25 protein-coding genes are annotated in these 26,488 nt (G+C 38.6%); 10 read left to right on the plus strand and 15 right to left on the minus strand.

Annotation, left to right across the window (positions count from 1 at the left end):
• Position 1 precedes the first annotated feature (1 nt).
• The 3 genes from ACFIJ9_RS02620 to ACFIJ9_RS02630 all read left to right on the plus strand — a co-directional run bounded on the left by ACFIJ9_RS02620 (position 2) and on the right by ACFIJ9_RS02630 (position 2,016).
• Positions 2-625 carry a lambda exonuclease family protein gene (locus ACFIJ9_RS02620; protein WP_375635685.1) on the plus strand — a complete coding sequence of 208 codons (624 nt, stop codon included), beginning with the start codon at positions 2-4 and terminating at the stop codon, positions 623-625.
• Between the two features lie 120 nt (positions 626-745).
• Entirely contained in the window at positions 746-964 is a 219-nt protein-coding gene (locus ACFIJ9_RS02625; protein WP_273723922.1) for a hypothetical protein, read from the plus strand.
• An 8-nt stretch (positions 965-972) separates the two neighbouring features.
• Positions 973-2,016, plus strand: a complete 1,044-nt coding sequence (locus ACFIJ9_RS02630; protein WP_375635686.1) for a tyrosine-type recombinase/integrase — start codon at positions 973-975, stop codon at positions 2,014-2,016.
• Between the two features lie 246 nt (positions 2,017-2,262).
• On the opposite strand, the gene panB is transcribed toward ACFIJ9_RS02630, so the two are convergent.
• From panB to rpoZ, 11 genes are all read right to left on the minus strand, one after another.
• Positions 2,263-3,078 carry a 3-methyl-2-oxobutanoate hydroxymethyltransferase gene (gene panB / locus ACFIJ9_RS02635; RefSeq protein ID WP_375635687.1) on the minus strand — a complete coding sequence of 272 codons (816 nt, stop codon included), beginning with the start codon at positions 3,076-3,078 and terminating at the stop codon, positions 2,263-2,265.
• Positions 3,075-3,935 (minus strand): pantoate--beta-alanine ligase, encoded by an 861-nt coding sequence (panC, locus tag ACFIJ9_RS02640; protein WP_375635688.1) that lies wholly within the window; start codon positions 3,933-3,935, stop codon positions 3,075-3,077. The genes panB and panC overlap by 4 nt, the downstream gene beginning before the upstream one ends.
• 23 nt (positions 3,936-3,958) lie before the next feature.
• Complete coding sequence (recO, locus tag ACFIJ9_RS02645) at positions 3,959-4,705, minus strand: DNA repair protein RecO (protein ID WP_375635689.1); 747 nt, start codon at positions 4,703-4,705, stop codon at positions 3,959-3,961.
• A 25-nt stretch (positions 4,706-4,730) separates the two neighbouring features.
• Positions 4,731-5,636, minus strand: a complete 906-nt coding sequence (era, locus tag ACFIJ9_RS02650) for a GTPase Era (RefSeq protein ID WP_012754937.1) — start codon at positions 5,634-5,636, stop codon at positions 4,731-4,733.
• Positions 5,629-6,336 carry a ribonuclease III gene (gene rnc / locus ACFIJ9_RS02655; protein ID WP_012754936.1) on the minus strand — a complete coding sequence of 236 codons (708 nt, stop codon included), beginning with the start codon at positions 6,334-6,336 and terminating at the stop codon, positions 5,629-5,631. Before rnc ends, era begins: the two co-directional genes overlap by 8 nt.
• Positions 6,317-7,129, minus strand: a complete 813-nt coding sequence (gene lepB, locus ACFIJ9_RS02660) for a signal peptidase I (protein WP_375635832.1) — start codon at positions 7,127-7,129, stop codon at positions 6,317-6,319. The genes rnc and lepB overlap by 20 nt, the downstream gene beginning before the upstream one ends.
• A 79-nt stretch (positions 7,130-7,208) precedes the next feature.
• Positions 7,209-7,610, minus strand: a complete 402-nt coding sequence (gene acpS / locus ACFIJ9_RS02665) for a holo-ACP synthase (protein WP_375635690.1) — start codon at positions 7,608-7,610, stop codon at positions 7,209-7,211.
• Entirely contained in the window at positions 7,607-8,221 is a 615-nt protein-coding gene (locus ACFIJ9_RS02670) for a DUF2062 domain-containing protein (protein WP_375635691.1), read from the minus strand. Before ACFIJ9_RS02670 ends, acpS begins: the two co-directional genes overlap by 4 nt.
• Before the next feature lie 93 nt (positions 8,222-8,314).
• A complete protein-coding gene (gene pyrE / locus ACFIJ9_RS02675) occupies positions 8,315-8,893 on the minus strand; it encodes an orotate phosphoribosyltransferase (RefSeq protein WP_375635833.1) in 579 nt (192 codons plus the stop codon).
• A gap of 16 nt (positions 8,894-8,909) precedes the next feature.
• The gene (locus ACFIJ9_RS02680; protein ID WP_375635692.1) at positions 8,910-11,135 is read right to left on the minus strand and encodes a RelA/SpoT family protein; all 2,226 of its coding nucleotides are present in this window, start codon (positions 11,133-11,135) and stop codon (positions 8,910-8,912) included.
• Positions 11,136-11,284: 149 nt separating this feature from the next.
• On the minus strand, positions 11,285-11,683 hold the full coding sequence (rpoZ, locus tag ACFIJ9_RS02685) for a DNA-directed RNA polymerase subunit omega (RefSeq protein ID WP_273791104.1): 399 nt from the start codon (positions 11,681-11,683) through the stop codon (positions 11,285-11,287).
• A 546-nt stretch (positions 11,684-12,229) separates the two neighbouring features.
• On the opposite strand from rpoZ, the gene ACFIJ9_RS02690 reads away from it, so the two are divergent.
• Positions 12,230-12,910 carry a uracil-DNA glycosylase gene (locus tag ACFIJ9_RS02690; RefSeq protein ID WP_375635834.1) on the plus strand — a complete coding sequence of 227 codons (681 nt, stop codon included), beginning with the start codon at positions 12,230-12,232 and terminating at the stop codon, positions 12,908-12,910.
• 49 nt (positions 12,911-12,959) lie between these two features.
• On the opposite strand, the gene smpB is transcribed toward ACFIJ9_RS02690, so the two are convergent.
• Entirely contained in the window at positions 12,960-13,436 is a 477-nt protein-coding gene (gene smpB, locus ACFIJ9_RS02695; RefSeq protein ID WP_012231306.1) for an SsrA-binding protein SmpB, read from the minus strand.
• An 18-nt stretch (positions 13,437-13,454) separates the two neighbouring features.
• Positions 13,455-14,339 (minus strand): 4-hydroxy-tetrahydrodipicolinate synthase, encoded by an 885-nt coding sequence (dapA, locus tag ACFIJ9_RS02700; protein ID WP_375635693.1) that lies wholly within the window; start codon positions 14,337-14,339, stop codon positions 13,455-13,457.
• A 251-nt stretch (positions 14,340-14,590) separates the two neighbouring features.
• Here dapA and ACFIJ9_RS02705 point away from each other — a divergent pair, with 251 nt between their 5' ends.
• Positions 14,591-16,681, plus strand: a complete 2,091-nt coding sequence (locus ACFIJ9_RS02705; protein WP_375635694.1) for a lytic transglycosylase domain-containing protein — start codon at positions 14,591-14,593, stop codon at positions 16,679-16,681.
• A 1,033-nt stretch (positions 16,682-17,714) separates the two neighbouring features.
• On the opposite strand, the gene ACFIJ9_RS02710 is transcribed toward ACFIJ9_RS02705, so the two are convergent.
• The gene (locus ACFIJ9_RS02710) at positions 17,715-18,485 is read right to left on the minus strand and encodes an energy transducer TonB (protein ID WP_375635835.1); all 771 of its coding nucleotides are present in this window, start codon (positions 18,483-18,485) and stop codon (positions 17,715-17,717) included.
• Positions 18,486-18,731: 246 nt separating this feature from the next.
• Here ACFIJ9_RS02710 and ACFIJ9_RS02715 point away from each other — a divergent pair, with 246 nt between their 5' ends.
• The 5 genes from ACFIJ9_RS02715 (at position 18,732) to ACFIJ9_RS02735 (ending at position 25,081) form a co-directional block, all read left to right on the plus strand.
• Entirely contained in the window at positions 18,732-20,912 is a 2,181-nt protein-coding gene (locus ACFIJ9_RS02715; protein WP_375635695.1) for a TonB-dependent hemoglobin/transferrin/lactoferrin family receptor, read from the plus strand.
• A 271-nt stretch (positions 20,913-21,183) separates the two neighbouring features.
• A complete protein-coding gene (locus tag ACFIJ9_RS02720) occupies positions 21,184-22,227 on the plus strand; it encodes a hemin-degrading factor (protein ID WP_375635696.1) in 1,044 nt (347 codons plus the stop codon).
• Positions 22,228-22,245: 18 nt separating this feature from the next.
• The gene (locus ACFIJ9_RS02725; RefSeq protein WP_273788426.1) at positions 22,246-23,148 is read left to right on the plus strand and encodes a hemin ABC transporter substrate-binding protein; all 903 of its coding nucleotides are present in this window, start codon (positions 22,246-22,248) and stop codon (positions 23,146-23,148) included.
• A 5-nt stretch (positions 23,149-23,153) separates the two neighbouring features.
• Entirely contained in the window at positions 23,154-24,251 is a 1,098-nt protein-coding gene (locus ACFIJ9_RS02730) for an iron ABC transporter permease (RefSeq protein WP_273788425.1), read from the plus strand.
• Entirely contained in the window at positions 24,248-25,081 is an 834-nt protein-coding gene (locus ACFIJ9_RS02735) for a heme ABC transporter ATP-binding protein (protein WP_375635697.1), read from the plus strand. The genes ACFIJ9_RS02730 and ACFIJ9_RS02735 overlap by 4 nt, the downstream gene beginning before the upstream one ends.
• A gap of 218 nt (positions 25,082-25,299) precedes the next feature.
• On the opposite strand, the gene ACFIJ9_RS02740 is transcribed toward ACFIJ9_RS02735, so the two are convergent.
• Entirely contained in the window at positions 25,300-26,274 is a 975-nt protein-coding gene (locus ACFIJ9_RS02740; protein WP_375635698.1) for a phage tail protein, read from the minus strand.
• Positions 26,275-26,488 lie beyond the last annotated feature (214 nt).

Consider the following 26,488-nt stretch of genomic DNA (forward strand, 5'->3'; position numbering starts at 1 on the left):
GATGGAACAAAGAACAGCAGAATGGTTCCAAGCACGCTTGGGTAAAGTCACCGCATCTAATGTTTACAACATTATCAGTAAGACAGCAAAAGGATTGCCTACAAGCAAATATGAAGACTACAAAATCAAACTCATAACAGAGCGCTTAACAAGAGAAACAAGCCCCTATTATGAAACTGAAGATATGCGTTGGGGTATTGAGCATGAAGAAGATGCCTTGAGAGAATATGGCTTCATTTATGATGCCGATATAACAAAATGCGGCTTTATCCAACACCCCACAATCCAAATGGCGGGGGCTAGCCCCGATGGTCTCATTGGAGAAGACGGTTTAATCGAAGTCAAATGCCCCAGATCAGTAACACATATGCGCTTTTGTATAGGTGACGAAATCAAACCAGAATATCACGCACAAATGCAATTCCAAATGGCTTGTACAGAACGAAAATGGTGTGATTTCGTAAGCTATGACCCACGTTTTACGGGGGAATTCTTTCACTTACGCATGAAAGTCAAGCGTGTTTTCCGTGATGATCAACAAATTGAACAGATTAATCAAGCTGTTGAAACCTTTTTAGCAGAGATAGAACGAGAGATACAACAACTCTCAACAAAAGCTGCTTAACCTTATGGGGGTGTTTTGTTCCCCGCATATCTACGAGCACCCCCACCCTTCCTAACAACTTTCAACACAAGCGTGATTCACGCCACACGTGAATTGCATCTCAATGTAAGGAGAAAAGATATGGCGCCTCGTCCAGCTGCTATAACGCAACCAGCCATTGCACGCGCTTTAAGAGAAGCTAAAAAACAAGGTTGTGAACTCGTAGAAATCAAACCTACCGGTGAACTGCTTATCTATCTCAAATCCGATATTCCACTACCAAATTCAGCAGCGCATCCAGACAAACTTTTAGATTTGTCAAAGAATGAATATTACGAAACCGCGCTCTCTAAGATGTAAAATTGATTATGCCAAAACCACGCCCTCCTCATCTTGTCAAACAAATTACTCAACATGGCAAAATTGTATGGTATGTACGTATTGGTCATGGCAAACGCATTAGAATACGCGGTACCTATGGAACGCAAGAGTTTGTTGATAACTACAAAAGCGCACTTGCCGAGTTACAAGGACTTATACTTCCTAAATCCAAAACCGGTAAACTTGTTGAAGGTTCATTTGCATGGCTGCTTAAACAATACTTTAACAGCTCTAATTGGCATAGCTACTCTAATACTACAAAGAAACAAAAAGAATACATTCTTATGAAGATATGCGACTCCATAGGAAATATTCCATACCAAGCAATTGAAAAGAAACATATCATAGCCGGTGTTGAACGGCGCAAAGAAACACCAGCAATGGCTAGAAACTTTCTGAAAGCCCTTAATGGACTTTTTAATTGGGCAATTGATCAAGGTCTTTTGGAAAATAATCCAACTTTAGGCGTCAAAAAACCTCCTCTTAAAAATAAAAGCGGCTTTCCTATTTGGACAGAAGAAGATGTTGAGAAATATTATCAAAGATGGTCCCATGGTACCCATGAACGCGTTTGGATTGATGTTCTTTTATATACGGGCTTGCGTCGTGGTGATGCGGTACGAATTGGTTGGAAAGATGTGAAAGATAATATCATTCATCTTAAGACAGAGAAAAGTAAATTCCAAACAGATGTCTTTCTACCTATTTTACCGGAATTAGCCAAAACGCTTGAAGCTGGTCCTATTGGAGTAGAAACATTCATCTGTAGTAAAACTAATCAAAAACTCTCCAAAGAAAGCTTTGGCGATACATTTAGAGACGCTTGTAATGCGGCTGGCATTAAAAAATCGGCGCATGGATTAAGAAAATTAGCAGCAACACGCGCAGCTAACTCTGGTGCAACAGTATCACAACTCAAAGCAATTTTTGGCTGGACAAATGATGCTATGGCATCTCTTTACACAAAGAGCGCAGATCGTAAAAGACTAGCTCTTGAAGCTATAAAAAAGCTCCAAAAAGATGAGGGATAGAGGCAAAAAAACTCAATAGAATCAAGATTCACCTATTCCCCCATATTAGACATAACTATTTTATTTTACTTGCTTTTTATATACCATTCACAGACGCCGTCGCGAAATAGGAGTTGAGTTCCTTAAGAAAGCTTTCTTTAAAAAAAAAGCACAGCTCAAATTGCATACAAAATATATGAAATAATGCACTTTCATTATCAAAACAACAAATGTTCCCTTGTCAAACTTTTCATCTTAAACTGAAGTTTATTTTAGTTTATAAACTTCATTATCCGCTGGGAAAGCACGAGATGTGACATCCTTTGCATAATTCTTTATTGCAGTTTCCATGGCTTGTTCAAGGTCTCCATAACGGCGTACAAATTTTGGCACATGAGCACCATAGCCCAACATATCTTCCATAACCAATACTTGTCCATCGCACTGATTGGATGCACCAATACCGATCGTAGGGATAGAAAGCTTTTCTGTCAGTTTTACTGCTAAAGGTTCGACAATCCCTTCTAAAACAATAGCAAAAGCACCGGCCTCCTCAATTGCAGCCCCATCGGCTTCAATTCTTTGCCAATCACTCTGTTTTCGTCCTTGTGTTTTGAAACCACCAAAACGATTCACCGCCTGGGGTGTGAGACCGATGTGCCCCATCACTGGAATGCCACGTTTACACAAAAAATCAATTGTTTCCGCTATATAAACACCACCTTCAAGCTTAACTGCACCACACCCCGTTTGAGCAAGAATACGCGATGCATTAAAAAAAGCTTGCTCTGGACTTTCCTCATAAGAGCCAAAAGGCATATCAATAACCACAAGAGCTTTTTGAGATCCACGCACCACGGCTTGTCCGTGTAAAATCATCATATCTAAATTAACAGGAAGCGTTGTCTCAAACCCATACACAACCATACCAACGCTATCACCAACCAAAAGGATATCGCAATATGGATCAGCAATCCGCGCAGTATAAGCTTGATAAGCTGTTAAAGAAACAATTGGCTGTTGTCCCTTTCTTGCACGTATTTCGGAAGATGTTATACGCTTTACGGTTTTATGTACACTCATTTTCCGCCCTTCTCTTGCAATATATATTGATCAATCAGCCTTACCTCTCCAAAGCGAACAGTAAGAAGTAAAACTGCTGGTTTATTCAATGTTCCTTTAACCACGCATAAAGTTTCCATATCCCGTAAATCTATTGCTTCAATGATTGCACGCGTTTCTTGTTGTAAAATATCACGAACAGTTTTGCATAATTTATCAACCGACCGTTCACCTTCATGGTAAAGCTTTTCAGCTGCTTTCCCACTTTCAGGAATAATTTTGGCAGCTTTACGATCTTCTAATGTTAAAAACTGATTGCGTGAAGAACAAGCTACACCATCTGACTCCCGTAGAATAGGAACTCCAACAATTTCAATAGGAAAAGCCAAATCTTCAACCATACGCCGAATAATTAAAATTTGTTGAAAATCCTTTTCCCCAAAAAAAGCCTTATCTGGTTGGACAATGTTAAAAAGTTTAGCAACAACGCTTGTCACACCACAAAAGTGCCCTGGACGTAATTTTCCCATCAAAATACGTGATAATTTTTTCACTTGCACAATTGTATCATTTCCCAGTGGCCACATTTCATCTACAGAAGGGGCAAAAACACATTCAACACCTGCTTCTTCTAACAAAGCACAATCGCCCTTCAAATCTCTTGGATATTGAGCAAAATCTTCATGAGGTCCAAATTGCTTTGGATTGACAAAAATAGAAACCAATACGCGATCACACATTGCTCTTGCATACTGTACTAATGCAAGATGACCATCATGCAATGCCCCCATTGTTGGAACAAAACCAATCGAAAAACCTAAACGTCGTTCCTCTGAAGTATATTGTCGGACTTCAGCAATTGTCTTTAAAACTTTCATTTTCCCATTCAATTATCATCAGATTAATAAATTAATGCTTGTATATCAAATTGGCGCTCAAATAATTGTATCAAATTCATGCGCACTGACGGCTGCTTTATATCTCGTGGCTCCCAGACATGACGCATAAGAAAAAAACCCGTCAGTATAAAACCATTTATTATGTCACTAGAATCAGTAGGACGAGTCGTTCTTTGCACAAGAAATTGTGGTAGAATGAGAAGCTTTTTTTTCCAAGGTTCCCCTGCTTCTTCACAGACAGCCCGTCCAGATTTTGGTGATACGTAATGAAGCCTTTCCTGACGACCTGTTGCAGCACAACAAGATAAATCAAGACCAAAACCAAGTTCTTCAAGAAGCCGCATTTCAAAACGTACAAGCAATTCTGCATTTACAAATGGTTCATCAAAATTCTGCATAAAAAGGTGTAAAATATCATATAAAACGGGGTGCGGATCACGTTCGGGAAGAAGTCGCAAATGAAAAGCTATCAATTGCAAAGCATAAAGTGCTTCTGGTAGACAGATTAATCTTGCCGCATGTAAATCAAGAGCTTCAAGCCGAAAAAGTCCCAAATGTTCTTCTAAACGAGCCCACCATTCAGCCTCCACAAAATTTCCAGGTTGAAGAAGAGCTGCCATACGACGCGATCGCCCCCCTTTTACCACTCCCATATAACGACCATGTTCACGTGTCATAACCTCAAGAATAACACTTGTTTCACCATATTGGCGTGTACCAAGAATAACAGCTTGTTCTTTCCACTTCATTTTACTTTAATTATTTTTAAAAATCTTATTTTAAAAAATCCAATCCCATTTCGCGATAACGTTCTGGATCGGTATCCCAATTATCGCGCACTTTCACAAAGAGAAAAAGATGAACCTTTTGATCCATAATTTCCATGAGTTCTTTACGTGCTGCTTGACCAATCGCTTTAATTGTATCGCCTTTTGCTCCTAAGACAATTTTTTTCTGACTCTCACGCTCGACATAAATAACTTGATTAATTTTAACGGAACCATCTGAACGCTCTTCCCAGTTTTCTGTTTCAACCGTTGAGGAATAAGGAAGTTCATCATGAAGACGAAGAAAAAGTTTTTCACGCGTAATTTCAGCAGCAAGATGACGCATGGGCATATCGGAAATTTGATCTTCCGGATAATACCATGGTCCCTCCTGCATCATATTACTCAACGCATGAAGTAAATCCTTGCAACCAGAACCGTTTAGAGCAGAAATCATAAATGTTTGCGCAAACTTTACACGTTCATTTATTTTAGTGGTTAACGCTAGAAGAGATGATTTAACAACTGTATCAACCTTATTAAGAACAAGAACTTTTTCTTGTTTCATGTTGTTTACAATATCTAACATCATATCAACTTCATCCGAAAGACCACTTTGAGCGTCAATTAAAACGAGCAGAACATCCGCGCTCTTAGCCCCTCCCCAAGCAGCAGAGACCATGGCACGTTCTAAGCGCTTATGGGGACGAAAAACACCCGGTGTATCGACCAACACAATTTGCACATCATCATGAATGACAATACCGCGGATTAAAGTTCGTGTTGTTTGTACCTTATGTGTTACAATTGAAACCTTTGTTCCAACCAATTGATTAACCAATGTCGATTTACCGGCATTAGGCATCCCAATAAGCACAACAAACCCAGAACGCGTTTTCATAACGTCACTCATGATCATTTTTTCCCACTGTTTTCCATACACCCTCTCGTCGCAAAATTTTTTCAGCTGCCATTCTTTCGGCATATCTTTTGGAGCTTCCCTGCCCAATCTCTGAAGCAAACCCAGAAATACTTACCTCTACCATAAAAACAGGATCGTGATCTGGACCTGAACGTTTTATAACCTGATAATGTGGTTGTGCATTGCCTTGGATATGCGCCCATTCCTGTAATTCGGTCTTGGCATCACGCCGACCAGCATCCATTTTCTTTGCCCGACTATGCCAATATTTTTGAATAAAAGGGCGAACGCTTTCCAATCCTCCATCGAGATATATCACGGCAATCAAAGCTTCCACGACATCTGCATGCATATTGATGAGTCGACGCCCCTCGAAATTTTTCATCTCAAAACCAACACGGATCATATCAGGCAGCCTCATTTCACGCGCAATATCAGCACATGTCTGGGCATTGACCAGATGATTCAAACGGACTGATAATTCACCTTCACTTGCCTGAGGAAAAAGTTGATACAGCATTTCTGCAATCAAAAGCCCTAAAACCCGATCCCCTAGAAACTCTAGTCGTTCATAATTCCCCTGTTCCGAATCTTGTACACTCGAGTGTGTTAATGCCTTCTTTAACCTCTCTTCATCTTTAAAACGATGCCCCGTCAGCTTGAAAAGCTGATCAATCATTAGACGTTTCATCGTTGTTTCCTTGCTTGATAAGCGGCAAATCATGAACCGTATTTATGAAAGAAAACAAACGCTTCCAACGCACATCAAATGGCCAGCGCCAAACCTGCCAAGCACTTGAACCGTTACTGATAGAAAAGAAAATCACGCTCGCGCGACCAATAAGATTTTCTTCTGGAACATAGCCTACATCTAAACGACTATCATCTGAATTGTCGCGGTTATCTCCCATCATAAAGTAATGTCCTTGAGGAACTTCAAAAACTTTTGTATCATCAACTTTCGGGATGAAAGCTAAATCAAGTGTATCATAACTAACACCGTTAGGCATTGTCTCGCGATAAACCTCAACAGGATAGTTAACCTCTGTTATATCAGAATTATCAATCTCCCCCATAAAGTGACGTGAAACAGCCTCATCATTAATATAAAGAACACTTTGACGGACTTGTATACGATCACCTGGTAGCCCAACAACGCGTTTTATATAATCAATCTTCGGATTACTTGGTAAGCGAAAAACGACCACATCTCCACGTTGAGGTTGAGATGCCCAAATCCGTCCAGAAAAAAGAGGAGGAGAAAAGGGGATGGAAAAACGAGAATACCCATATGCATACTTAGAAACAAACAGATAATCTCCCACCAACAAAGTAGGACGCATTGAACCGGACGGAATACTAAAAGGCTGGAAAAAAAGTGTCCGAATAACCGCTGCTAAAAGCAGAGCCTGTACTAAAACAGAAATAAATTCACGAACCCCGCCTTTTTTTTCTTTTTTATGCACTTTATCTTTTTGGATCATCACCAACTGCCTTCTCATCACAGATATAATTTATTTCATCATAATATTCAAATAACAAAAGCACAATCTCTCACACCATCTATCCACGTGGAAGTGCTTCGATAATAATAAATGCCTGTGCCCAAGGAAAATCATCTGTTATGCTAAGATGAATAACTGCATCATGATGAGGAGGTAATAACTTTTGAAGTTGCACTTGCGCACGATTTGTTAATTGCATTATTGGTTTACCAGATGGCAAATTAACGACCCCCATGTCTTTCCAATTGATACCACAAGCGATTCCCGTTCCTAAGGCTTTAGCGCATGCTTCTTTAGCAGCAAATCTTTTTGCATAGGAAGAGGAGCTTTTTTTGAGATTTTCGGATCTATTCCTTTCAATATCCGTAAAAATACGTTGGGTAAAACGCTCACCATAGCGAACCAACATTTTCTCAATACGTCGTATATCAACCAGATCATTTCCAAGACCAACAATCATACGGTATTACCCGATCTTTCTTCCGATGAACGCTTCTTTAAACGCCTTTTTTTTATAATCTTTTGATATCGCTTTTGTTTAAAACGAACCGTTGCTCTGTAAACACCTATATAAGATAAACCACCAAAAACAATACCTAAAAGAGTTCCACCTAAAATCATAGGACTCATAATTGTGTCCCATGCGCCTTTAAAGAGGAGAGAGAGATTTGACAATGTCAAACCATTAAATAGAGCACGAATTTGCGAAAGAGAAATCTCTTTGACATCGCTAAAAAGTGATAAACAAAAATACCCTACTTTATAATCAGCCATGACAATCAATAAAAATGTGAGTGGATTAGAAAAAATCGTCCCAATGATTGCGGCAGCAAAGTTTGCACGCAAAAGCCAAGAAAAAAATATTGCCAAAATAATATGCAACCCAAAGAAAGGGGAACAAGCTAAAAAAATGCCAACAGCAACCCCTAATGCTACTTCATGCGGTGTTGCTGATATACGCAAAATACGTTTATGTATGTAGCAAAATGAGCGAGAAAATGAACGACGTGGCCATAACCAAAGTCGAATACGCGTTACAAAATCTATTGGTTCTCGACTACGAAAAAGCATATGACTCTCAATATACATCTTTTGATGATGAAATAATTTATATCATCCAAATTAATCTTTTTAAGCTTTTGCACAAAAAAAATAGAACGACAATTAAATATTTCGACTGCCTGGTTTAATCGCTGGAAGAACAGAAAGCTCTGCAGGAAGTGCATCACTAGTATAAGAGGTTATCTCATATTCAGCAAGCGCAATCAATGGAACTCCAACATTGACCTTACCACCAGAACGATCAAGGATACATGCACTGGCCAATACCTCTGCTCCTGCTGCAACAAGCGCCTCAATAGTCTCACGAATGGAAAGACCCGTTGTCACAATATCTTCGACAATAACAACCCGTGCACCCTTCTTGATTTCAAAACGACGCAATTCAAAGATGCCATTTACACGCTCTACCCAAAGAGAAGGAACACCAAGTTGACGTGAAGTTTCATAGGAAGGAATAAGGCCGCCAATTGCGGGACCAACAACATAATCAATTTTTCCCTCGATAGATTTTTTGATTTTTTCAGCCAATCCACGACATAACTTTTCCGTCAAGTCAGCATGCATGAATACTTTCGCTTTTTGCATATAAGTCGCACTATGGCGCCCCGATGTTAAAATAAAATGCCCTTCTAGAATAGCATCTGCTTGTTTAAAAATATCAATGACATCTTGTGTATTCATTGCAAAATCTTTCTTTTTATCCATGAACTCGCCGTACTGTACTTACTGAACCTGCCTCTTTTAACTGAGAAAAAATACGATTCAAATGTTTTAAATCCCACACTTCCAAATCAATCATAATTTCTGTAAAATCCGGTGCTGTACGGATAAAAGATAAATTTTGGATATTGGCATCGTTAGCAGAAATTATTTGTGTAATTTCAGCCAAAGAGCCAGGACTATTTACAACCAAAATATTTATCCGTGCAGGAAAACGTTCATTCATTTGGGCATCAATATCCCAGCGGACATCAATCCATCGTTCTGGCTGATCATCATATGCCATCAAAGCTGAAGACTGTATTGGATAAATAACGATCCCAGCTCCGGGCTGCATAATACCAACAATCCGATCTCCAGGTACTGCTCCTTCCGGTGAAAAACGTACGGGTATATCTCCACGGGTTCCTCTAATAGGCAATGCTTTAGATTGATGATTCTCGACCATTGCATTTTTTTCATTTTCTGGAACTTTAAAAATCATACCTTGAGCATTCTCAATATTAAACCAACCTTCTTCCCCAGGCTTAAAAGATGACTTTTGTACCACACGGTGATCTTGATAATCAGGATAAACCGCTTTAATCACATCAGCGGAAAACAGCTCTCCACGCCCAACAGCAGCCAATACATCCTCTACATCTTTACGTGCTAAACGTGGCAAAACTTTCTTCAAAACGTCTTTTGAAAATTGTTTTCCCATATATTCAAATGAACGCTCGAGAATACGATATCCTAAACCCGAATATTGTTTACGTACCGCGGCACGACTTGCTCGTCGAATAGCTGAACGTGCTTTACCTGTGACAACAAGAAATTCCCATGCAGCTGGCGGAATTTGAGCGTGTGAACGAATAATATCAACCTCATCACCATTTTTTAATTTGGTCATTAAAGGCATAATACGACCATTGATTTTTACACCCACACAAGAATCACCGATGTCTGTATGGACGGCATAAGCAAAATCAATAGGCGTAGCTCCTTTAGGAAAAGCAATTAATCGACCTTTCGGCGTAAAACAAAAAACTTGGTCTTGAAAAAGCTCAAGCTTTGTGTGTTCTAAAAATTCTTCCGGATTATCTCCATCTGACAAAGATTGAATCGTTTGACGCAACCATGCATACGCATTTGTTTCATTTGATAACCTCGAAGCCGAATAATTAGAACCTTGCTCTTTATAAATGGAATGTGCCGCAACGCCATATTCAGCAATTTCATCCATAGCAGCAGTTCTAATCTGCAATTCAACACGTTGTCGCGATGGTCCCACAATCGTTGTATGAATGGAACGATAATCATTCTGCTTTGGTATAGAAATATAATCTTTAAAACGACCAGGAACCATTGGCCACGTCGTATGAATGACACCAAGAGCGCGATAACAATCATGCACTGTTTCAACAATCACACGAAATCCAAAAATATCGGATAATTGTTCAAAAGAAAGCGCCTTGCTTTCCATTTTGCGAAAGACGGAATACGATTTTTTCTGACGGCTTTTAACATTCGCTTTAATGCCATGCTCGAAAAAAAGTTTTGTCAACTCGTTTTCAATTGTGGAAAGCAAATCACGATTGCGTTTTGATAACTCAGAAAGACGATTGGTAATCGTACGATAACCTTCTGGATTTAAATAAAAGAAAGAAAGATCCTCTAATTCCTCGCGCATATCTTGCATACCCATACGACCAGCAAGCGGCGCATAAATATCCATCGTCTCCTCAGCAATTCGCCGACGTTTATCATCACGCATAACACCAAGGGTGCGCATATTATGAAGACGATCAGCAAGTTTGACTAAAAGAACACGAACATCATCAGAGATGGCAATAAGAAGCTTACGAAGATTTTCTGCCTGTACGGCTTTCTTTGATACAAGATCAAGCTTATTAAGCTTTGTAAGTCCTTCAACCAACTTCCCAATTTCAGAACCAAAAAGCTGATCAATTTCTGCTCGTGTAGCGCTTGTATCTTCAATTGTATCATGCAAAAGAGCAACAGCAATCGTCGCCTCATCCAACCGCATATCTGTCAAAATAGCAGCAACTTCTAAAGGATGAGAAAAATAAAGATCACCTGAAGCACGCTTTTGATGTGCATGCTTTCTCATTGCATAATCATAGGCCCTGTTTAAAAGAGCCTCATCTACGTCAGACTTGTAACGTTGAACACGTCCAACAAGCTCACACTGACGCATCATACGAGCATATCCTTTATCTTTTCACACCCCTAATCCTTATTGAACACGTCTTATCAATAAAAAACAAGAAAAATAACTGCTCCTTACAGACAAGGTATCTTTACTCCTGTAATATAATATCTTTACTCCTGTAATATAAAATGCCGCAATTAATAATCGTCACTTTTTTCTGGAACGACCAAACCTTCAATACCCGCTAAAAGCTCTTCCTCTGACATATGATCAAATGAAGTACCTTCTTCTTGCGACGACGTATTAAAAACACTTTCAGCTTCACCTGAATGGGTAATAAATTCACTTGCCATTTCTGGCTCATCTACTTCCACATGCTTTTGCAGCGAATGAATAAGGTCTTCCTTTAAATCAGCAGGCGACAATGTTTCTTCTGCTATTTCACGCAAAGCAACAACTGGATTTTTATCATTATCACGATCAACCGTAATCTGTGCTCCTTGTGAAATCTGACGCGCTCGATGACCTGCTAAAAGTACCAATTCAAAGCGGTTGTCAACTTTATCAATACAATCTTCTACCGTTACGCGGGCCATTTATGCCTCTTTCTCAAATAAAAAAATTTAATAGCGGATAGAGGAGTATATACAATAATCAAAATAAAACACAAGAAAAACAACACAAACTTTTATATTTTTTGATTAAAGAACTTATTTAAGAAAATTCTTGGAAAATTTATAAAAATGTATAACCTATTCATGCTCGTTATCAAAGCTGCTCTTAAAAGCATTCCAATAGATTGGCTTCAAACAAGGGGAGGTCTTTCTTGACAAAATACTTGTCTGGAGTCTTCATCCTTTTAAAAGGAACACCAGCTGTTTAAAATCCTTTGCAATAACGACAGCCTTATGCATACTTTTTATGATAATATCTTTATTTAAAGAGAGAACTTTTTTTCTTTGAACATCATGTGTATTGTACTCTTATTCATCAAATAAATTACTGAAAGATTACCTCTCTGTACATAATAATTAGCAATAAGTTTATATTAAACTTTATTTATATTCATTATAGATTGTTTATCAAAACATAACCCGTCATATACGCTATACAAAGACTCAAAAAAATAGAAAAAATGATTGATGCCTAACACCACGAATAGCCAATTAACATCGCTTTGCCCAGAACCACCCCAAAATTGCAATTTATGTCCTAGGCTCCATCAGTTTATCGCTGACTGGCGTATCAAAGAACCAAGTTGGTATAACGCACCGGTGCGCCCCTTCTTTCCTTATAAAGGAGCAGACACAACGCGCCTTCTTATTGTCGGGCTTGCTCCTGGATTACGCGGAGCAAATCGAACTGGACGTCCATTCACTGGTGATTATGCTGGGCACTTACTTTATTCAACTTTAAAAAAATTTGGTTTTGCCCAAGGAACCTTTGAAGAAAGAGCAGACGATACTCTTGAGCTGATTGATGCAGCAATCGTCAACTCTGTTCGTTGTGTTCCCCCAGAAAATAAACCCACCGGTGCAGAAATTAACACGTGCCGCTATTTCTTCTCACCTCTTTTAACAAATCTTCCCAAACTTAAAGCCGTTATTACCTTAGGCACCATTGCGCACCATTCAACGATACGTGCCCTTAATGCAAAAGTTTTAGCTCACCCTTTTGGACACGGCGAAATTCATAACATCGGCAGATTACGCATCTTTTCGAGCTATCACTGTTCTCGTTATAATACAAATACTGGACGCTTGACAGACGCCATGTTTCACCAAATTTTTCAAGCAGCAAAAACATACTTAGATCAATGCTAAAACTGTTTTAAACCAGCGCTATAAATAAAGGATATCTAAATCGCATCCGTCATCCATATCTTTTTAAAAGTCTTGCTTTTTCACGTCCCCAATCGCGTTTTTTTTCCGTTTCGCGCTTATCATGAAGCTTTTTTCCCCGCGCTAGAGCAATCTCCAACTTAACACGCCCTCGTTCATTAAAATAAAGTTTAAGAGGAACAAGTGTCATTCCTTCACGAGACGTTGCATTAAAAAAACGTGCCATCTCACGTTTTGAAAGTAATAACTTGCGCAAACGTCGCGGTTCATGATTAAAACGATTAGCCTGCGTATATTCAGGAATATAGCTGTTTACTAACCATAATTCCCCATTCTCAAAACTCGCATAGCTTTCAGCAATATTGGCATGATTAGAACGTAAGGACTTTACTTCCGCTCCCTGAAGGACAAGACCGGCCTCGAGATTATTAAGGATTTCAAAATTAAAACGTGCTTTACGATTGTCAGCAATTATTTTCCGTACGGGCGCGTTCTTTTTTTTATTCATGGCTTTGTCAATATCATTTTATGCTTTTAAAATACCAGCATGACTGAGGGCTACATCAATAATCTTCTTTGTTCTTTCTGTTAATGGAACAATCGGAGAACGCACAGTATCACCACAAAATCCTAATTTTGCAGCAGCATATTTAATACCCGCTGGACTAGGCTCAATAAACACAGCACGATTAAGAGGCATCAAGCGATCATTTAATTCTCGTGCTGTTTTATAATCACCACGAAAACAAGCAGCTTGAAGCTCTGCACACAGCTTTGGAGCAACATTGGAGGAAACTGAAATACACCCCATACCTCCATGTGCATTAAAACCTAACGCTGTACAATCATCACCGGAAAGCTGTACAAAATCCTTCCCACACTTTTCACGTTGTTCACTAACGCGTTCAATTCTGCTCGTTGCATCTTTTACACCAATGATATTTTTAAAATCTTGATAAAGGTCTTTCATCGTTTCCACAGCCATATCGATAACAGAACGACCAGGAATATTATAAATTATAATCGGAATAGAAACAGCTTTGGCAATGGAAGAAAAATGTTTGTATAAACCAGATTGATTTGGTCTATTATAATAGGGAGTGACAACCAAAACTGCATCTGCACCAGCTTTTTGCGCGTATTGTGCAAGCTCTACAGCCTCACTTGTGCTATTTGATCCCGCTCCAGCAACAACAGGAACACGCTTTGCGACCTGCTCAACACACAATTCTATAATCCGCTTATGTTCTTCATGACTTAACGTTGCTGATTCACCGGTTGTCCCAACTGGGCTTACACCGTTAATCCCTTGTGTGATCTGCCATTCAATAAAATCACAAAACGCCTTCTCATCAATTGCGCCCTTATTATCAAACGGTGTAATAAGCGCAGTTATAGCTCCCTTGAGCATGATAAACTCCCTATAATATTCGCTTTTATTTTTTTAATAATCGCCTTTTATAAATTTTAAATAGAGCATAATCTTGCTCTATCATTGAAGCAAGATGAATTTCAAAAAAAGCCCTCATAAGATGAAAATGTCCCTCCTTAAATGTTGCACATTTATTTAAAATAAACCGTCTATATTAACGCGTTTTTCATGCTTGTGTTCTATAAATCCTTAAGTTTTTACAAAAAGCAAGGTCTCAAGGTCTTTTCTCTATGCGTGTATTTTCCACCTCTCTTTTCGTATCAACCTTTACTGCACTTATACTGGCAATAAGAATTTTATTTTCAAGTGCATCCGCGCAAACACCTCTTTTGCACGGGAAAGCGCCAATCCCTTTGGTGCGCCCTACTCTCTTTCCCGAAAAAGGAGCTCAAGAGCCTCTTCCACAGATACACACGACATCACACAATACTGCTACACTTCAGCAACTGAAAGCTGGGCTAGATGCACTAGCAAACAACAATATTGCAAAAACAATAAATCTTCGTAATTCAATGGAAAAACATAGCCTTGATCGTCATATTTTGACATGGGCGCTGGGGATATCAAACAAAGCTAATATACCAAGTTCTGAAATATTTAATGCAATCAACATGCTAAAAGGATGGCCCGGTATAGAAACGATGCAACGCAATGCTGAACGTGCTTTTCTTAACGAAACCAACGTCTCACGCGCAATCATCCAAAAATTTTCTCATCACCCGCCCCAAACAGCGCAAGGAATGGCTCTCTTCGCTAAAGCACTTATCGCAACGGGACAAACCACTCGTGCTCAACACGTTATTGCACCGTGGTGGCATAAGACACAGCTTAATGCAAAAGAAGAAATATTTGTTCTTAAAAATGCAAGCGTTGCATTAAAACCTATTGATCATTTGAAACGCATGCAATTTATGCTGTATGCATATCGTTTTGATTCAGCAGCACGCGTTGCAAAATTAGCCCATGCTCAATCTCTTTTTGATGCTTTTGTGGCCGTTGAAAAAAATGACCCTAGAGCTACACAAAAATTAAAAGCTGTAGAGAGATCATGGCAAAAAGATCCTCTTTTTCAGTTTGCTCGAATACGCCATCTTCGACGAACAGAGCAATATAATGCAGCCGCAGCACTCATGATGAAAACATCAAAAGATGCATTCCGCCTTATGAACCCTCATTCATTGTGGAAAGAACAACGCGCCCTTTCTCGTGAAATGCTCGATTTAAATAAACCAAAAATTGCTTACCAACTCGTTGCAATGCACACTGGTATAACATCTGCATTAGCTATCGATGCTGAGTTTCATGCAGGATGGTACGCACTACGGTTTCTTCATAACCCTAAATTGGCAATGCAGCATTTTTCACGTATTCCTCAACTCTCTTCTTCACCTTTTTCTGCATCACGTGGATATTACTGGATGGGACGAACAGCAGAAACGCTAGAAGAACATAAAAATGCCCAGCATTACTTTCATCGCGCAGCTCATTTTGGTGCAACTTACTATGGTCAATTAGCCGCTGCACGACTCAACCAAAAAAAGCTTAAAGTTTTCTTTCCCAAACCAACAACCGCTGAGCGACAACATTTTAGTGCACGAAAAGCGATCAAAGCAATTCAACGTCTTGAAGCAGCCGGCTATGCTGATTTTGCTAAAATTTTTTATAGAGAGCTCGGAAAAAAAATAGAAAGCCCCGGCGAATTAGCACTTCTGGCTGTTATGGCAGAAAAAAATGGAGACTATTATACCAGCCTCAAAATTGGAAAAATGGCTGTTTTTCAGGGAAAAAATGTCGGTGCACTCTCTCATCCTCTGGGAGCTATACCAGCTTCTACTAATATTTCTGTAGAAGAAAAATCGCTTATCTATGCCATTGCACGCCAAGAAAGCGAATTTAATCCAACAGCCATATCAAAAGCAGGCGCACAAGGTATACTCCAATTGCTTCCTACAACAGCAAAAGCATTGGCAAAAAAATACTCAATCGCATGGTCTCCTAAAAAATTTAGCAGTGATGCTCATTATAATGCAACATTAGGTGCCCATTTTCTCAATGAACAATTGGAACGTTTTAATGGATCCTATATACTAACTCTTATTGGCTATAATGCGGGTCCCCGTCGAGTCAATGAATGGATAAAACGTTATGGCGATCCTCGAGGACAATCTCTCGATAACGTCATTGATTGGATTGAGCGTATTCCTTATACAGAAACACGTAATTACGTGATGCGTGTCATGGAAAATTATGGTGTCTACAAAGCAAGACTCACTGGGAAAATAGATATAAAAACCGACCTGCTTTCTGGTCGACGGAAATGATATGCCTTAACTTCCCAAATAGTATTTGAAAGTGTTCATAAGAAGTGTTTTTATTCCTTTTTAAATAATACCCACATACCAACCTGCTTATGATATATATAAGCAAGTAATTTTAATTGATTCAGTATCAATAAATTCGAAATGAGAAAACCCTACGCTATTCAGATCTTTTATTTCAAACACAAAATGATAAATTATCATTATAAATCAACATGTTGTACAAATAGTTCATTTCTTCTCAACATAAACGACAATATCATAGATGATTACAAATAGGTCATTTTTTTACTGTTGCTTATTAGTGTCAATATTCAAATCTTGTACAACAGCATATTTTAAGACTATTTTGTTCTGCTTATAACATTTCTATACCAAATAAGAGTACGTTATTATGTATATCGTTTGGATTATCTCTAATAACAGAAAGACAGACTCATTGAGTTAGAAAGCTTTAAAGACAAACAATTCTCTTCTACCCCTTCCCTTTTCATTCGGGTTTACGACTTTTAAATATGTCAATATCTTTTAATTTAAATATGTCAATATCTTTTAATGATGAAGATAAAGCTTTGCTTTTTCCCCCATTTTTACATATAAGCTCACATCCTTCACACAAAACAGAGCATCTCAAAATAGTATGTTTTTCTTATTTATATTCTTGTTTTATTTTAATGTTTCTAAGGCCATTTCACAACGGTGTATCTGAAAAGTATTTACGAAAATCCTCTCACGAATGGTATAAAAATCGATGAGACACGATTAACCTTTACTGAATAAAAGCTATAGCTCTATCATCCCTTAACTCCCAATGTTGTAACAGCCCTTTCATTTAGAGCATTCATAAGAAATATATTCACTGCTTTTTAGAAGTTTTATATCCATGCTCCCCCTCAACTTGTGTCATAAGTAAGCGAATGGTTTTGATTGATACAACGTCAAAAAAATCGAACGAACTATATTTTAACTTTTGTTAAAATTATAAATAATTATTATAAATCAATATATTATAAGAATAAGCGCCCTATATAAAAAATCAGCTAAATATCAGGGATACTCTGATTATTTTATTCACTTTTGATAGTGGTGGTGGTGGAAAAGAACCAACGCGTTGAAGTGCCGCCATCGCTAATCGATCAAGTTCCGGATTACCAGCAGAGACTGCCACACGACTAGAAAAAATACTTCCTTGCTCATGCACCATAAATTCTAACTTCACCGTTCCTTTTGCACGACTGGTACGCTGTCCCACAATATAATTTTTTTGCCTTTCTAATTGTGACTGTACCTTTGCTAACCACTCCATTAACAACATATCTTCAAGCCCTGCCGTACCGACGCCCTTGTTGGTGGAAGAAGAACGTACCGCCTTTGCATTAGAGCGCTTTACTACAGCCTTTGTCATCGGTATTGTTTTTTTGATAAACGCTTTATGCTCCACTTTTTGAGGAAGCGGTTCTTCCAAAGACTTTAAGTCATCTTGTTCTATCATATGCTGAGGTTCTTCCGATTGAACTTCATCCACGGATTCCAATTCCTCTGACTCCTTCTCTAAAAGATCAGACTGTAATACTTTTGGCTCTGTATTAATATCCGACTCTGTATGAATATCTGACAAGTCTGTATCAACATCCGGATAGATAGTTTCTTGCACAAAAGTCAGCATAATCTCCGAAGAGAGCAAGCCATTACTTACACCCGTACTTTGAAAATAAAACTGCGCTCCCAATAATACATGCAAAAAGAAAGCTCCAATAAATGCACCAATCCAAAGAGTTAATAATTGCTTCGTATTTGCAAAATTCATCGTTTCTTCTGCCACTATTTTAAGCTTAGTATTGGTGTCCAATCTCATTAAAACAGGCTATTTTGAAATTGCAACTTTTTTCTTGACTGATTTTGTCATGTTTAATATGGTTTTCTAGTGGTTTTGTGTTGTTGTCAAAATCATTTCTACTTGGCTGGCAAGTTTTAATCAGCGGGTCCAGCTTTTTTTGTATGTAAATAAAATTTCAAAACAGAGAGGGGACGTTTAAAAGGGTTGTGATGTGTTATGCAAATAAGACGAAAAAATATCTATAGAAGCTGTGTGATTTTAAGTGCATTATCGGTCTGTATGCCTTCATTTGTTTTGGCACAAAATAAAGATGGAGGTTCTATCACTGAACTCAAGCCAATTGTTATTAAAGAGAAAAAAATAGGAACGGCCTTGGATTCGGTCACTATTTTGACAGATCGGAAAACCGCGAAGGATATTCGTGAGAAACAAATAACTGATGCCTATGATATTAGTCGTCTTTATCCAACCGTGGGGTATAACCCAAGCAATAACAGTTTTGTCATGCGTGGTTTAGAAGCAAACCGTGTTCTCACAACAATGGATGGTATTGTTCTTCCATGGTTCAATGATATATTGCGTGAGAACAGTGGTAACACAATGTTTGACTTTAGTGCGCTTTCCACACTTGATGTTATTCAGGGATCGGATTCTAGTCTTTATGGCTCTGGTGCACTAGGAGGAGTTGTTGCGTTGCGTACCCTTGATCCTGAAGATCTTATCACAGAAGGAAAAAATTGGGGTGGTCTTATAAGAGGTGGTTATCATTCTGTTGATAATAGTTGGCACGTAGATCAAGCTGTTGCAATGCGTGCTCAACAAACGTTTTTGCTTTTCCAAGGTTCTTATGCGGAAGGTCATGAGCGCAAAAATATGGGAACTCTAGAAGGCTATGAAGAGCGCACACGTAAAAACCCTGCTCATTTTGACCAAAATAATTTGCTCTTTAAAATTCACCAATACCTTGATGACAATCACCGGCTTGGTTTTACAGCAGAGCGTTTTGGTCACAATATTGATACACATTTATTGAATGCTTCTGAAAGATCTTATGCCCGTGGTTCCGTTTATGATAAGAGCGACAAACTCCGTGAACGCCTTTCTCTTTCTTATGACTATAACGGCAATGAAGATGCTATTTTTGATGCGTTTCGTGGACAGATTTATTGGCAAAGACAGTCAAGTCATGATATTACGACTTCATTTCGTGTTCGGGCGCCCAAAGGGGATTTTTTGAGAGATAATTTTTTGCGTAATACCAATTATGGTTTCAATGCTGATGCTCTCAAGAAAATTCATATTGGCACTGTAGATCATACGTTAAAGATTACCGCTAACGTCTTGTCATCTAAGTTTCATCATTATTTGTTCGGGAAAGATAATTGTCACTTGCCGGAAAATGCACGGGGGTGCCTCTTTGTACCCGCTAATCGGTCAGATTCACCAGATACAAATGGCTATAATTTGGGTTTTGTTTTTGAAGATGAAATTGGCTTTGCTGATAACCATTTCCGTATAACACCTGGAATTCGTTATGATTGGTATAAGTATATCCCTCAGAAAACGTCTTCTTATGAGAAAGCTCTGCTTTCTGACAAATTTCCTCCAGAAAGAAATGGTTCACGTTTTTCTCCCAAATTACGTATGGAGTGGGATGTTCGTGATCAAGTAACACTTTATGCTCAATGGGCACAGGCTTTTCGTGCACCACGTGTTGCAGAACTTTACGTCTCTTATATGAAACCCCCTGCTTATTACTCGAAGGGCAACCCTGATTTAAAAGCAGAAACGAGCAATGGGTATGATGTTGGCATAAGGTATGGAAATGGAAATTTCGGTGGTTCACTCAGTGCCTTTTTCAATCAATACAAGGACTTCATAGATACTGTGGATATAGGGCCATCAGAGGAATACCGATTGGGACGTCGCCATTATACAAATCGTGCGAATGTGCGTATTTATGGTGCTGAAGCAAAAATACATTTGGCTCTTAATGATGGATTCCATAGCAATTTTTCTCTTACCTATTCGCAAGGAAAGGATCTTGATAAAGATGAATATCTTAACTCAATTCCAGCTTTAAAAGTGATTGCTGGGATCGGATATGCAAAAGAAATCTGGGGAGCAGACGTCGTGCTTACCTCATCTGCCAAACGTGATAAAGTTGCTAAGGAATCGGACTATCAAAAAATTCCAGGTTATAATATTATTGATGTGTCAGGTTGGTTGAAGCCCTTTGGTGAAAAGGGTCCTGTTATAAGGGCTGGTGTTTATAATCTGTTCAATCAAAAATATTGGAATGTATCAGATCTTCCTTCCGGTGAAAGCTCAACGCCGAAGGATTATTATAGTCAGCCTGGTCGCAACTTTAAAGTTTCGTTCGTGCAAAAATTTTAGTCACTTTTGTTAACCATTAGATCAATGAAAAAGGTTATATCGATAAAGAATAAATTGTTGCGTTTCTATTCTTATTGTTCTTTGAACAACAAATTTTGAGGTTTGCGCTTTAACTCTTTGTAATTTATTGTTTTTTATTGTTCTATTGTTGATAAAATAAGGGCTTGTTTGGTGGTGAGTTGAACCATTAGTTGATAGTGGTTCAACTCACTTTCTTTGATTTGAAAAATTAAACAATTAACCTTTAAACAGGTAACATAAGGATAAGCCTATGTCATACACAGCCGAAATGATTATTCGCTTGCGTGAAGAAAAAAAAGAGATGCGTAGCCGCGATTTTGCGGACTCTATTGGTATATCCGAAGCAGAACTCATTGCGGCTTATTGTACAATTGGAAAAGCAAAAAAACTACGCGCTGATGTCGCTACTCTCTTGGAAAATGCTCCTAAACTTGGAATAGTCATGGCATTAACACGGAATGAAAATGCTGTCCATGAAATAACAGGATGTTTTGAGAAGATTGTTCAAAGTCAGCATATTCCGATAACACTCGGTGAAATTGACTTGCGTATTTTTTCAAAACAGTGGAAGTTTGGTTTCGAGCATGACGTGACTATTCTCGGAACACCTATGAAAAGTCTGCAATTTTTTGATCAATATGGCATTGCTATTTTCAAACTCTATTCTCAAGACGCAACAAATATGGAAGAATGGGCTGCACTTGTTGAAAAGTTGCTTCATGACGATCAATCATCCGCACTTGATATTTCTCCCGCTCCTACTCCAGTACAATGTGATACGGCAAAGTTAGATGTTGAAAAGTTCCGAGATCGTTGGCGACAGATGACTGATGTGCATCAACTTCATGGAATTATTTCTGAACTGAAAATTAATCGACATAATGCTGTAAAACATGCCGGAAATGAATTTGCCGATGAGTTAAAAATAGAAGCTGTTGAGATGATGCTCAAACAAGTTGTACGAGAAGAGTTACCAATTATGTGTTTTGTTGGAAATAAAGGATGTATCCAAATTTTCACTGGACAAGTAAAGAACATTAAGCAAATGGGACCTTGGCTTAATGTTCTCGATCAGAAATTTCACCTCCATTTACTCGTTTCTGGAATCAAGAAGGTATGGCGTGTTCGCAAACCTACAATTGATGGGTATGTCAACTCACTTGAAGTTTTCGATAAAGATGATGAGATGATTATTCAATTCTTTGGCGTACGCAAGGAGGGCCAAAAAGAACGTGACGATTGGCGCTCTTTATTGAATGGTTTACCATCGTGTCAAGAAAACAGCAGTAACTAAGATAAGGTAAGGTCAGACATGTTCATATCTCTTTTGCATAGGTTATCAAACCTTTTCCTTATATGTTTACTGCTCTCTCTTACCTGTTTTTCTAAACAAGTGATTGCTGAACCTACAACCCGTTTTCCTGAAAATGCTCGAATTGTTTCTATCGGCGGAGCACTTACAGAAATTGTCTATGCATTGGGAGCCCAAGATCAACTTGTCGCCCGTGATAGTACAAGCGTCTACCCACAAGAAGCGCTCAAGCTTCCTGTGCTTGGATATATGCGTGCTCTTTCACCGGAGGGTGTTTTATCACTTGCCCCAGAGGGCATATTACTTGTTGAAGGAAGCGGTCCCGCTTCAACAATTGATATTCTCAAAAAAACATCAATACCTCTGGTGATCATACCAGAAGACTACTCCCGTGAAAATGTGATCGAAAAGATTCGCCTCGTTGGCCAAGCTATTCATCGAGAAGTGCAAGCGGCTGCGTTAATTGAAAAATTGAAGCGTAATTTTTTAGAAAACGATGCGCTTTTGGCGAAAGTAACAACACCAAAGCGTGTTCTTTTTGTTTTCTCTGTGCAAAATGGACGCGTCATGGCATCTGGAACAGGTACTGCAGCTGATAGTATGATAAAACTTTCAGGTGCTATCAATGCTATCACCGATTATAAAGGATATAAACTTCTCAATGGCGAAGCGTTATTGAAATCAGATCCTGATGTTATCTTACTTGTAAAACATGGTGCAAGATCAACCAGCATTGATAAGATTTTAGCCATACCGGCAGTTCAAGCAACAACAGCAGCAAAAAATCATGCCATAAAACAGATGGATGCTATGTATTTTTTAGGATTTGGTCCACGCACTGCAGACGCATCAAGAGAGCTTATTGAGATACTTTATGGTGCAAATCAAAACGGTAAGAGCTGATAAAAATGGTAGACGGTACATCCATGATGCATTTACCTGAAGCAAAAGAAGGTAAAAAAATAAACCGTTCAAAGCAGGGGAAGATTTTATTATTAAGCTTAATAATATTCCTTATCTTCAGTATTTTTGGTGGGCTCTTGAATGGTGCCGCAAAGGTTTCTTTCGTTGATCTCCTCCATGTAATGCTTACACAAGATTTTTCAGTAAGTAGTAAAACGCGTGATTACCTCGTGCTTATCGACATAAGGCTTCCCCGTGTTATCTTTGGATTGTTGATTGGAGCAGCTTTAGCTGTCTCCGGTGTTCTTATGCAAGGGCTTTTCCGTAATCCTCTTGCAGATCCTGGAATTATAGGTGTATCAGCAGGTGCTGGACTTGGAGCAGTCTTAGCAATTGTTGTCGGTATTGCTTTTCCTATTTCATTTGCACCTTTTCTAGAGCCTTACAAAGTTATCATAGGTGCTTTTTTTGGTGGACTTTTATCAACGATTATTCTCTACATAATAGCAACGCATAATAGTTTTACCTCTATTGCAACCATGCTGCTTGCTGGTATTGCTCTTGGTGCATTAAGCAGTGCAGTTGTTGGAACATTGATTTTTATCGCAAATGACCAACAACTCCGTGATATCACTTTTTGGAGTCTTGGCTCTCTTGCGGGCGCTACGTGGTTGAAAGTATGGCTCGTTCTCCCTTTCATCGTTATTGGTCTTCTTTTCTCTCCCTTTTTATCACGAGCACTTAATGCCCTTGCTCTTGGAGAAGCTGTTGCTGGCCATATTGGTTTCCATATTCAACGCGTTAAAAATATTGCTATTCCCCTTGTTGCTCTTATGTGTGGTAGTGCTGTTGCTGTCAGTGGTGGTATTGGTTTTATTGGTATTATTGTTCCTCATATTTTACGTCAACTCATTGGTCCTGATCATCGCTATCTCATTCCTTGCTCTGCTCTCTTGGGAGCAGCATTACTTATTTTTGCTGATACGTTTGCACGCTTAATTGTTGCCCCCGCAGAATTGCCAATTGGAATTGTAACAGCACTTTTTGGTGCACCTTTCTTTCTATGGATCCTTATATGCAAACGAGGAACAGACTTTTCATGATTGAAGCGACAAATATTTGTGTTCAGCGCGGAAAGAAGCAGATTCTTAAACACATTAATCTTCAAGCTAAAAGTGGTGCTTTTACCATTATTATTGGTCCTAATGGATCAGGAAAAAGTACTTTTATCAAAGCTCTGAGTGGTGAAATTCCTTACAGTGGAAAAATAACCTTAAATGGTTATAATGTATGCCAAACAAAAACTCATGAAATGGCCAAAATGCGCGCTATACTACCACAATCAACAACGCTCGTATTTCCATTCTTAGTCCATGAAGTTGTAGGGCTTGGCCTTTCTGTAAACCAATTTACCATTACCAAAGCCGAAGTGCAAAATCTTATCCAAAAAGCTTTAGAGTGCGTTGACCTTGCTGATTATGGCAACCTATATTATCACCAATTATCAGGCGGAGAACAAGCTAGAGTACAACTTGCCCGTGTACTTTGCCAAATCTGGAAACCTGTTCATAATGGAATTCCTCGCTGGATGATATTAGATGAACCTATTGCTAGCCTCGATATTCAACATCAAATCATCGTTATGGATATTGCCAAAAATTTCGCCCATTCTGGTGGCGGCGTTCTTGCTGTTCTTCATGACCTCAATCTCGCAGCACATTATGCAGATAACATGATTTTGCTCAAGGAAGGAGAGGTTTATTGCGAAGGAAATGCAACTAACGTTTTAACAACACAAAATCTCCGCGATGTTTATCATTGTTCTTTAAACGTTTCTGAATTACCTAAAGAAGATATCCCTTTTATACTCCCTCAAACGGCATCCTCCTATGAAATTAAATCTCTAAGCTATCGGTTTCAATCTAAAAACTAAAGTCCATAGAAAAATAAAACATGCAAATATTCAAGAATTTTTTTATTTTTATATGAGTTTTTTTTGTCATCTGTCATTTTAAAAAATTGTTTTTTTCGACTCTCTCAAGTATCATATTAACAGTATAGATTTCCTCTTCATACGCTAGAAAATAACGCGGAATTGCTCTGCGTTAACAAAATTATCAGGGTGGATGAATTATTATTACTCAAACATACTCATGATTTTATAGCATAGACAACGGTTGCATTAACAGGGCGCGTTTCTGCCTCACCCGTATGGGAAAGAGTTACCTTGTGTGTATGTGCACCAGCAGAACCTGTTCTCCCTTTCAGGGTCGCATTATAAGTATAATGATTCGGTAGTCTCCCAATATCACCAACTGGCCATCCTACCCCTTGATACTCAAAATTATGCGCATGCTCGCCTGCATTTTCAATACTCCCAATATGCGTATGCGATTTTATGCTATCTTGTTGTTCATCTGCAAATTTTCTACCACCATCTAAACCCCGACCATTATCAAAGCCGCGTAAAAACATGCCTCTAAAATCAGGAACTTTAAAAGTTTTATTGCTGTCTTTTCCCCATTTATCACCTATTGCGTTGAATAACTGCGGATAATCTTCACGCTTATAGGCCTTACCATCACACAAAAGCCAACCATTTGGCACATTTTGCATAGCAAATGTTGCAATGAATCCAGAGGGAAAACTTTCTATCTTTGGTGGTGTAGGATTTAATAAGTACCACCCCTCATGCTCTTTTATTAAAACACCATTATTGTATACCATTTCATAAATGCCATCTGTTTGAAGTTCTCCACCTTCTAATGGTATAACCCCCACATCAGTTGCTTTATAGATAAGCTTTTCTCCTATATTATTAACAGTTATTTTTGTCGCGCCAATATTTACACCACAAGCTTTAAAACGTATGACGATATCATTGTTGTATTTCTTTATAGGCGAAACTGTCTTTAAGGTAATTAATGTTGTTTTATCTTCCACATTTACTATAAAGCTTGAATTAATAGATCCACCATTATCTGCAAGATATTCACGCACGCGCTGCATCATCGCCCGTGCACTATCATTAACAGAACTAGGCGGCTGACCTTCTGCCCAATTAATGATACTATCTGAATAAGCATTTTCATCAGCCTTTAGAGACCAATCGTAAATATTAGACATTATAAATCCCCCATTATTTTCATAGTTTTTTTAACAAATTCTCGTTCTGTGCACTAAAATGTGCTGCCGCTGTTGATTGGTACATCATAATCACTGCACCATCCGTATTTACGCATTTTACCTCTCTTCACTCCTTACAATTTAATAACCTAAATTCACCAGATGCTTTTCATAACATTAGTATTAATGTTTTCTCTTCTAATGTGTAATGTAA

The sequence above is a fragment of the Bartonella sp. MR90HLJMH genome (assembly GCF_042194115.1).
Classification (GTDB): domain Bacteria; phylum Pseudomonadota; class Alphaproteobacteria; order Rhizobiales; family Rhizobiaceae; genus Bartonella; species Bartonella grahamii.

Bases quoted from the DNA above. Each gene is read 5' to 3' on its own strand.
- ACFIJ9_RS02625 (WP_273723922.1), top strand. From the start codon at position 746: ATGGCGCCTCGTCCAGCTGCTATAACGCAACCAGCCATTGCACGCGCT.
- ACFIJ9_RS02730 (WP_273788425.1), top strand. From the start codon at position 23,154: ATGGTAGACGGTACATCCATGATGCATTTACCTGAAGCAAAAGAAGGT.
- ACFIJ9_RS02690 (WP_375635834.1), top strand. From the start codon at position 12,230: ATGCCTAACACCACGAATAGCCAATTAACATCGCTTTGCCCAGAACCA.
- panC (WP_375635688.1), bottom strand. From the start codon at position 3,935: ATGAAAGTTTTAAAGACAATTGCTGAAGTCCGACAATATACTTCAGAG.
- lepB (WP_375635832.1), bottom strand. From the start codon at position 7,129: ATGATCCAAAAAGATAAAGTGCATAAAAAAGAAAAAAAAGGCGGGGTT.
- ACFIJ9_RS02725 (WP_273788426.1), top strand. From the start codon at position 22,246: ATGTTCATATCTCTTTTGCATAGGTTATCAAACCTTTTCCTTATATGT.
- ACFIJ9_RS02740 (WP_375635698.1), bottom strand. From the start codon at position 26,274: ATGTCTAATATTTACGATTGGTCTCTAAAGGCTGATGAAAATGCTTAT.
- ACFIJ9_RS02630 (WP_375635686.1), top strand. From the start codon at position 973: ATGCCAAAACCACGCCCTCCTCATCTTGTCAAACAAATTACTCAACAT.
- ACFIJ9_RS02720 (WP_375635696.1), top strand. From the start codon at position 21,184: ATGTCATACACAGCCGAAATGATTATTCGCTTGCGTGAAGAAAAAAAA.
- recO (WP_375635689.1), bottom strand. From the start codon at position 4,705: ATGAAGTGGAAAGAACAAGCTGTTATTCTTGGTACACGCCAATATGGT.
- ACFIJ9_RS02735 (WP_375635697.1), top strand. From the start codon at position 24,248: ATGATTGAAGCGACAAATATTTGTGTTCAGCGCGGAAAGAAGCAGATT.
- acpS (WP_375635690.1), bottom strand. From the start codon at position 7,610: ATGATTGTTGGTCTTGGAAATGATCTGGTTGATATACGACGTATTGAG.
- ACFIJ9_RS02680 (WP_375635692.1), bottom strand. From the start codon at position 11,135: ATGATGCGTCAGTGTGAGCTTGTTGGACGTGTTCAACGTTACAAGTCT.
- smpB (WP_012231306.1), bottom strand. From the start codon at position 13,436: ATGAATAAAAAAAAGAACGCGCCCGTACGGAAAATAATTGCTGACAAT.
- rpoZ (WP_273791104.1), bottom strand. From the start codon at position 11,683: ATGGCCCGCGTAACGGTAGAAGATTGTATTGATAAAGTTGACAACCGC.
- dapA (WP_375635693.1), bottom strand. From the start codon at position 14,339: ATGCTCAAGGGAGCTATAACTGCGCTTATTACACCGTTTGATAATAAG.
- ACFIJ9_RS02705 (WP_375635694.1), top strand. From the start codon at position 14,591: ATGCGTGTATTTTCCACCTCTCTTTTCGTATCAACCTTTACTGCACTT.
- pyrE (WP_375635833.1), bottom strand. From the start codon at position 8,893: ATGAATACACAAGATGTCATTGATATTTTTAAACAAGCAGATGCTATT.
- ACFIJ9_RS02715 (WP_375635695.1), top strand. From the start codon at position 18,732: ATGCAAATAAGACGAAAAAATATCTATAGAAGCTGTGTGATTTTAAGT.
- rnc (WP_012754936.1), bottom strand. From the start codon at position 6,336: ATGAAACGTCTAATGATTGATCAGCTTTTCAAGCTGACGGGGCATCGT.
- era (WP_012754937.1), bottom strand. From the start codon at position 5,636: ATGAGTGACGTTATGAAAACGCGTTCTGGGTTTGTTGTGCTTATTGGG.
- panB (WP_375635687.1), bottom strand. From the start codon at position 3,078: ATGAGTGTACATAAAACCGTAAAGCGTATAACATCTTCCGAAATACGT.
- ACFIJ9_RS02710 (WP_375635835.1), bottom strand. From the start codon at position 18,485: ATGAATTTTGCAAATACGAAGCAATTATTAACTCTTTGGATTGGTGCA.
- ACFIJ9_RS02620 (WP_375635685.1), top strand. From the start codon at position 2: ATGGAACAAAGAACAGCAGAATGGTTCCAAGCACGCTTGGGTAAAGTC.
- ACFIJ9_RS02670 (WP_375635691.1), bottom strand. From the start codon at position 8,221: ATGCTTTTTCGTAGTCGAGAACCAATAGATTTTGTAACGCGTATTCGA.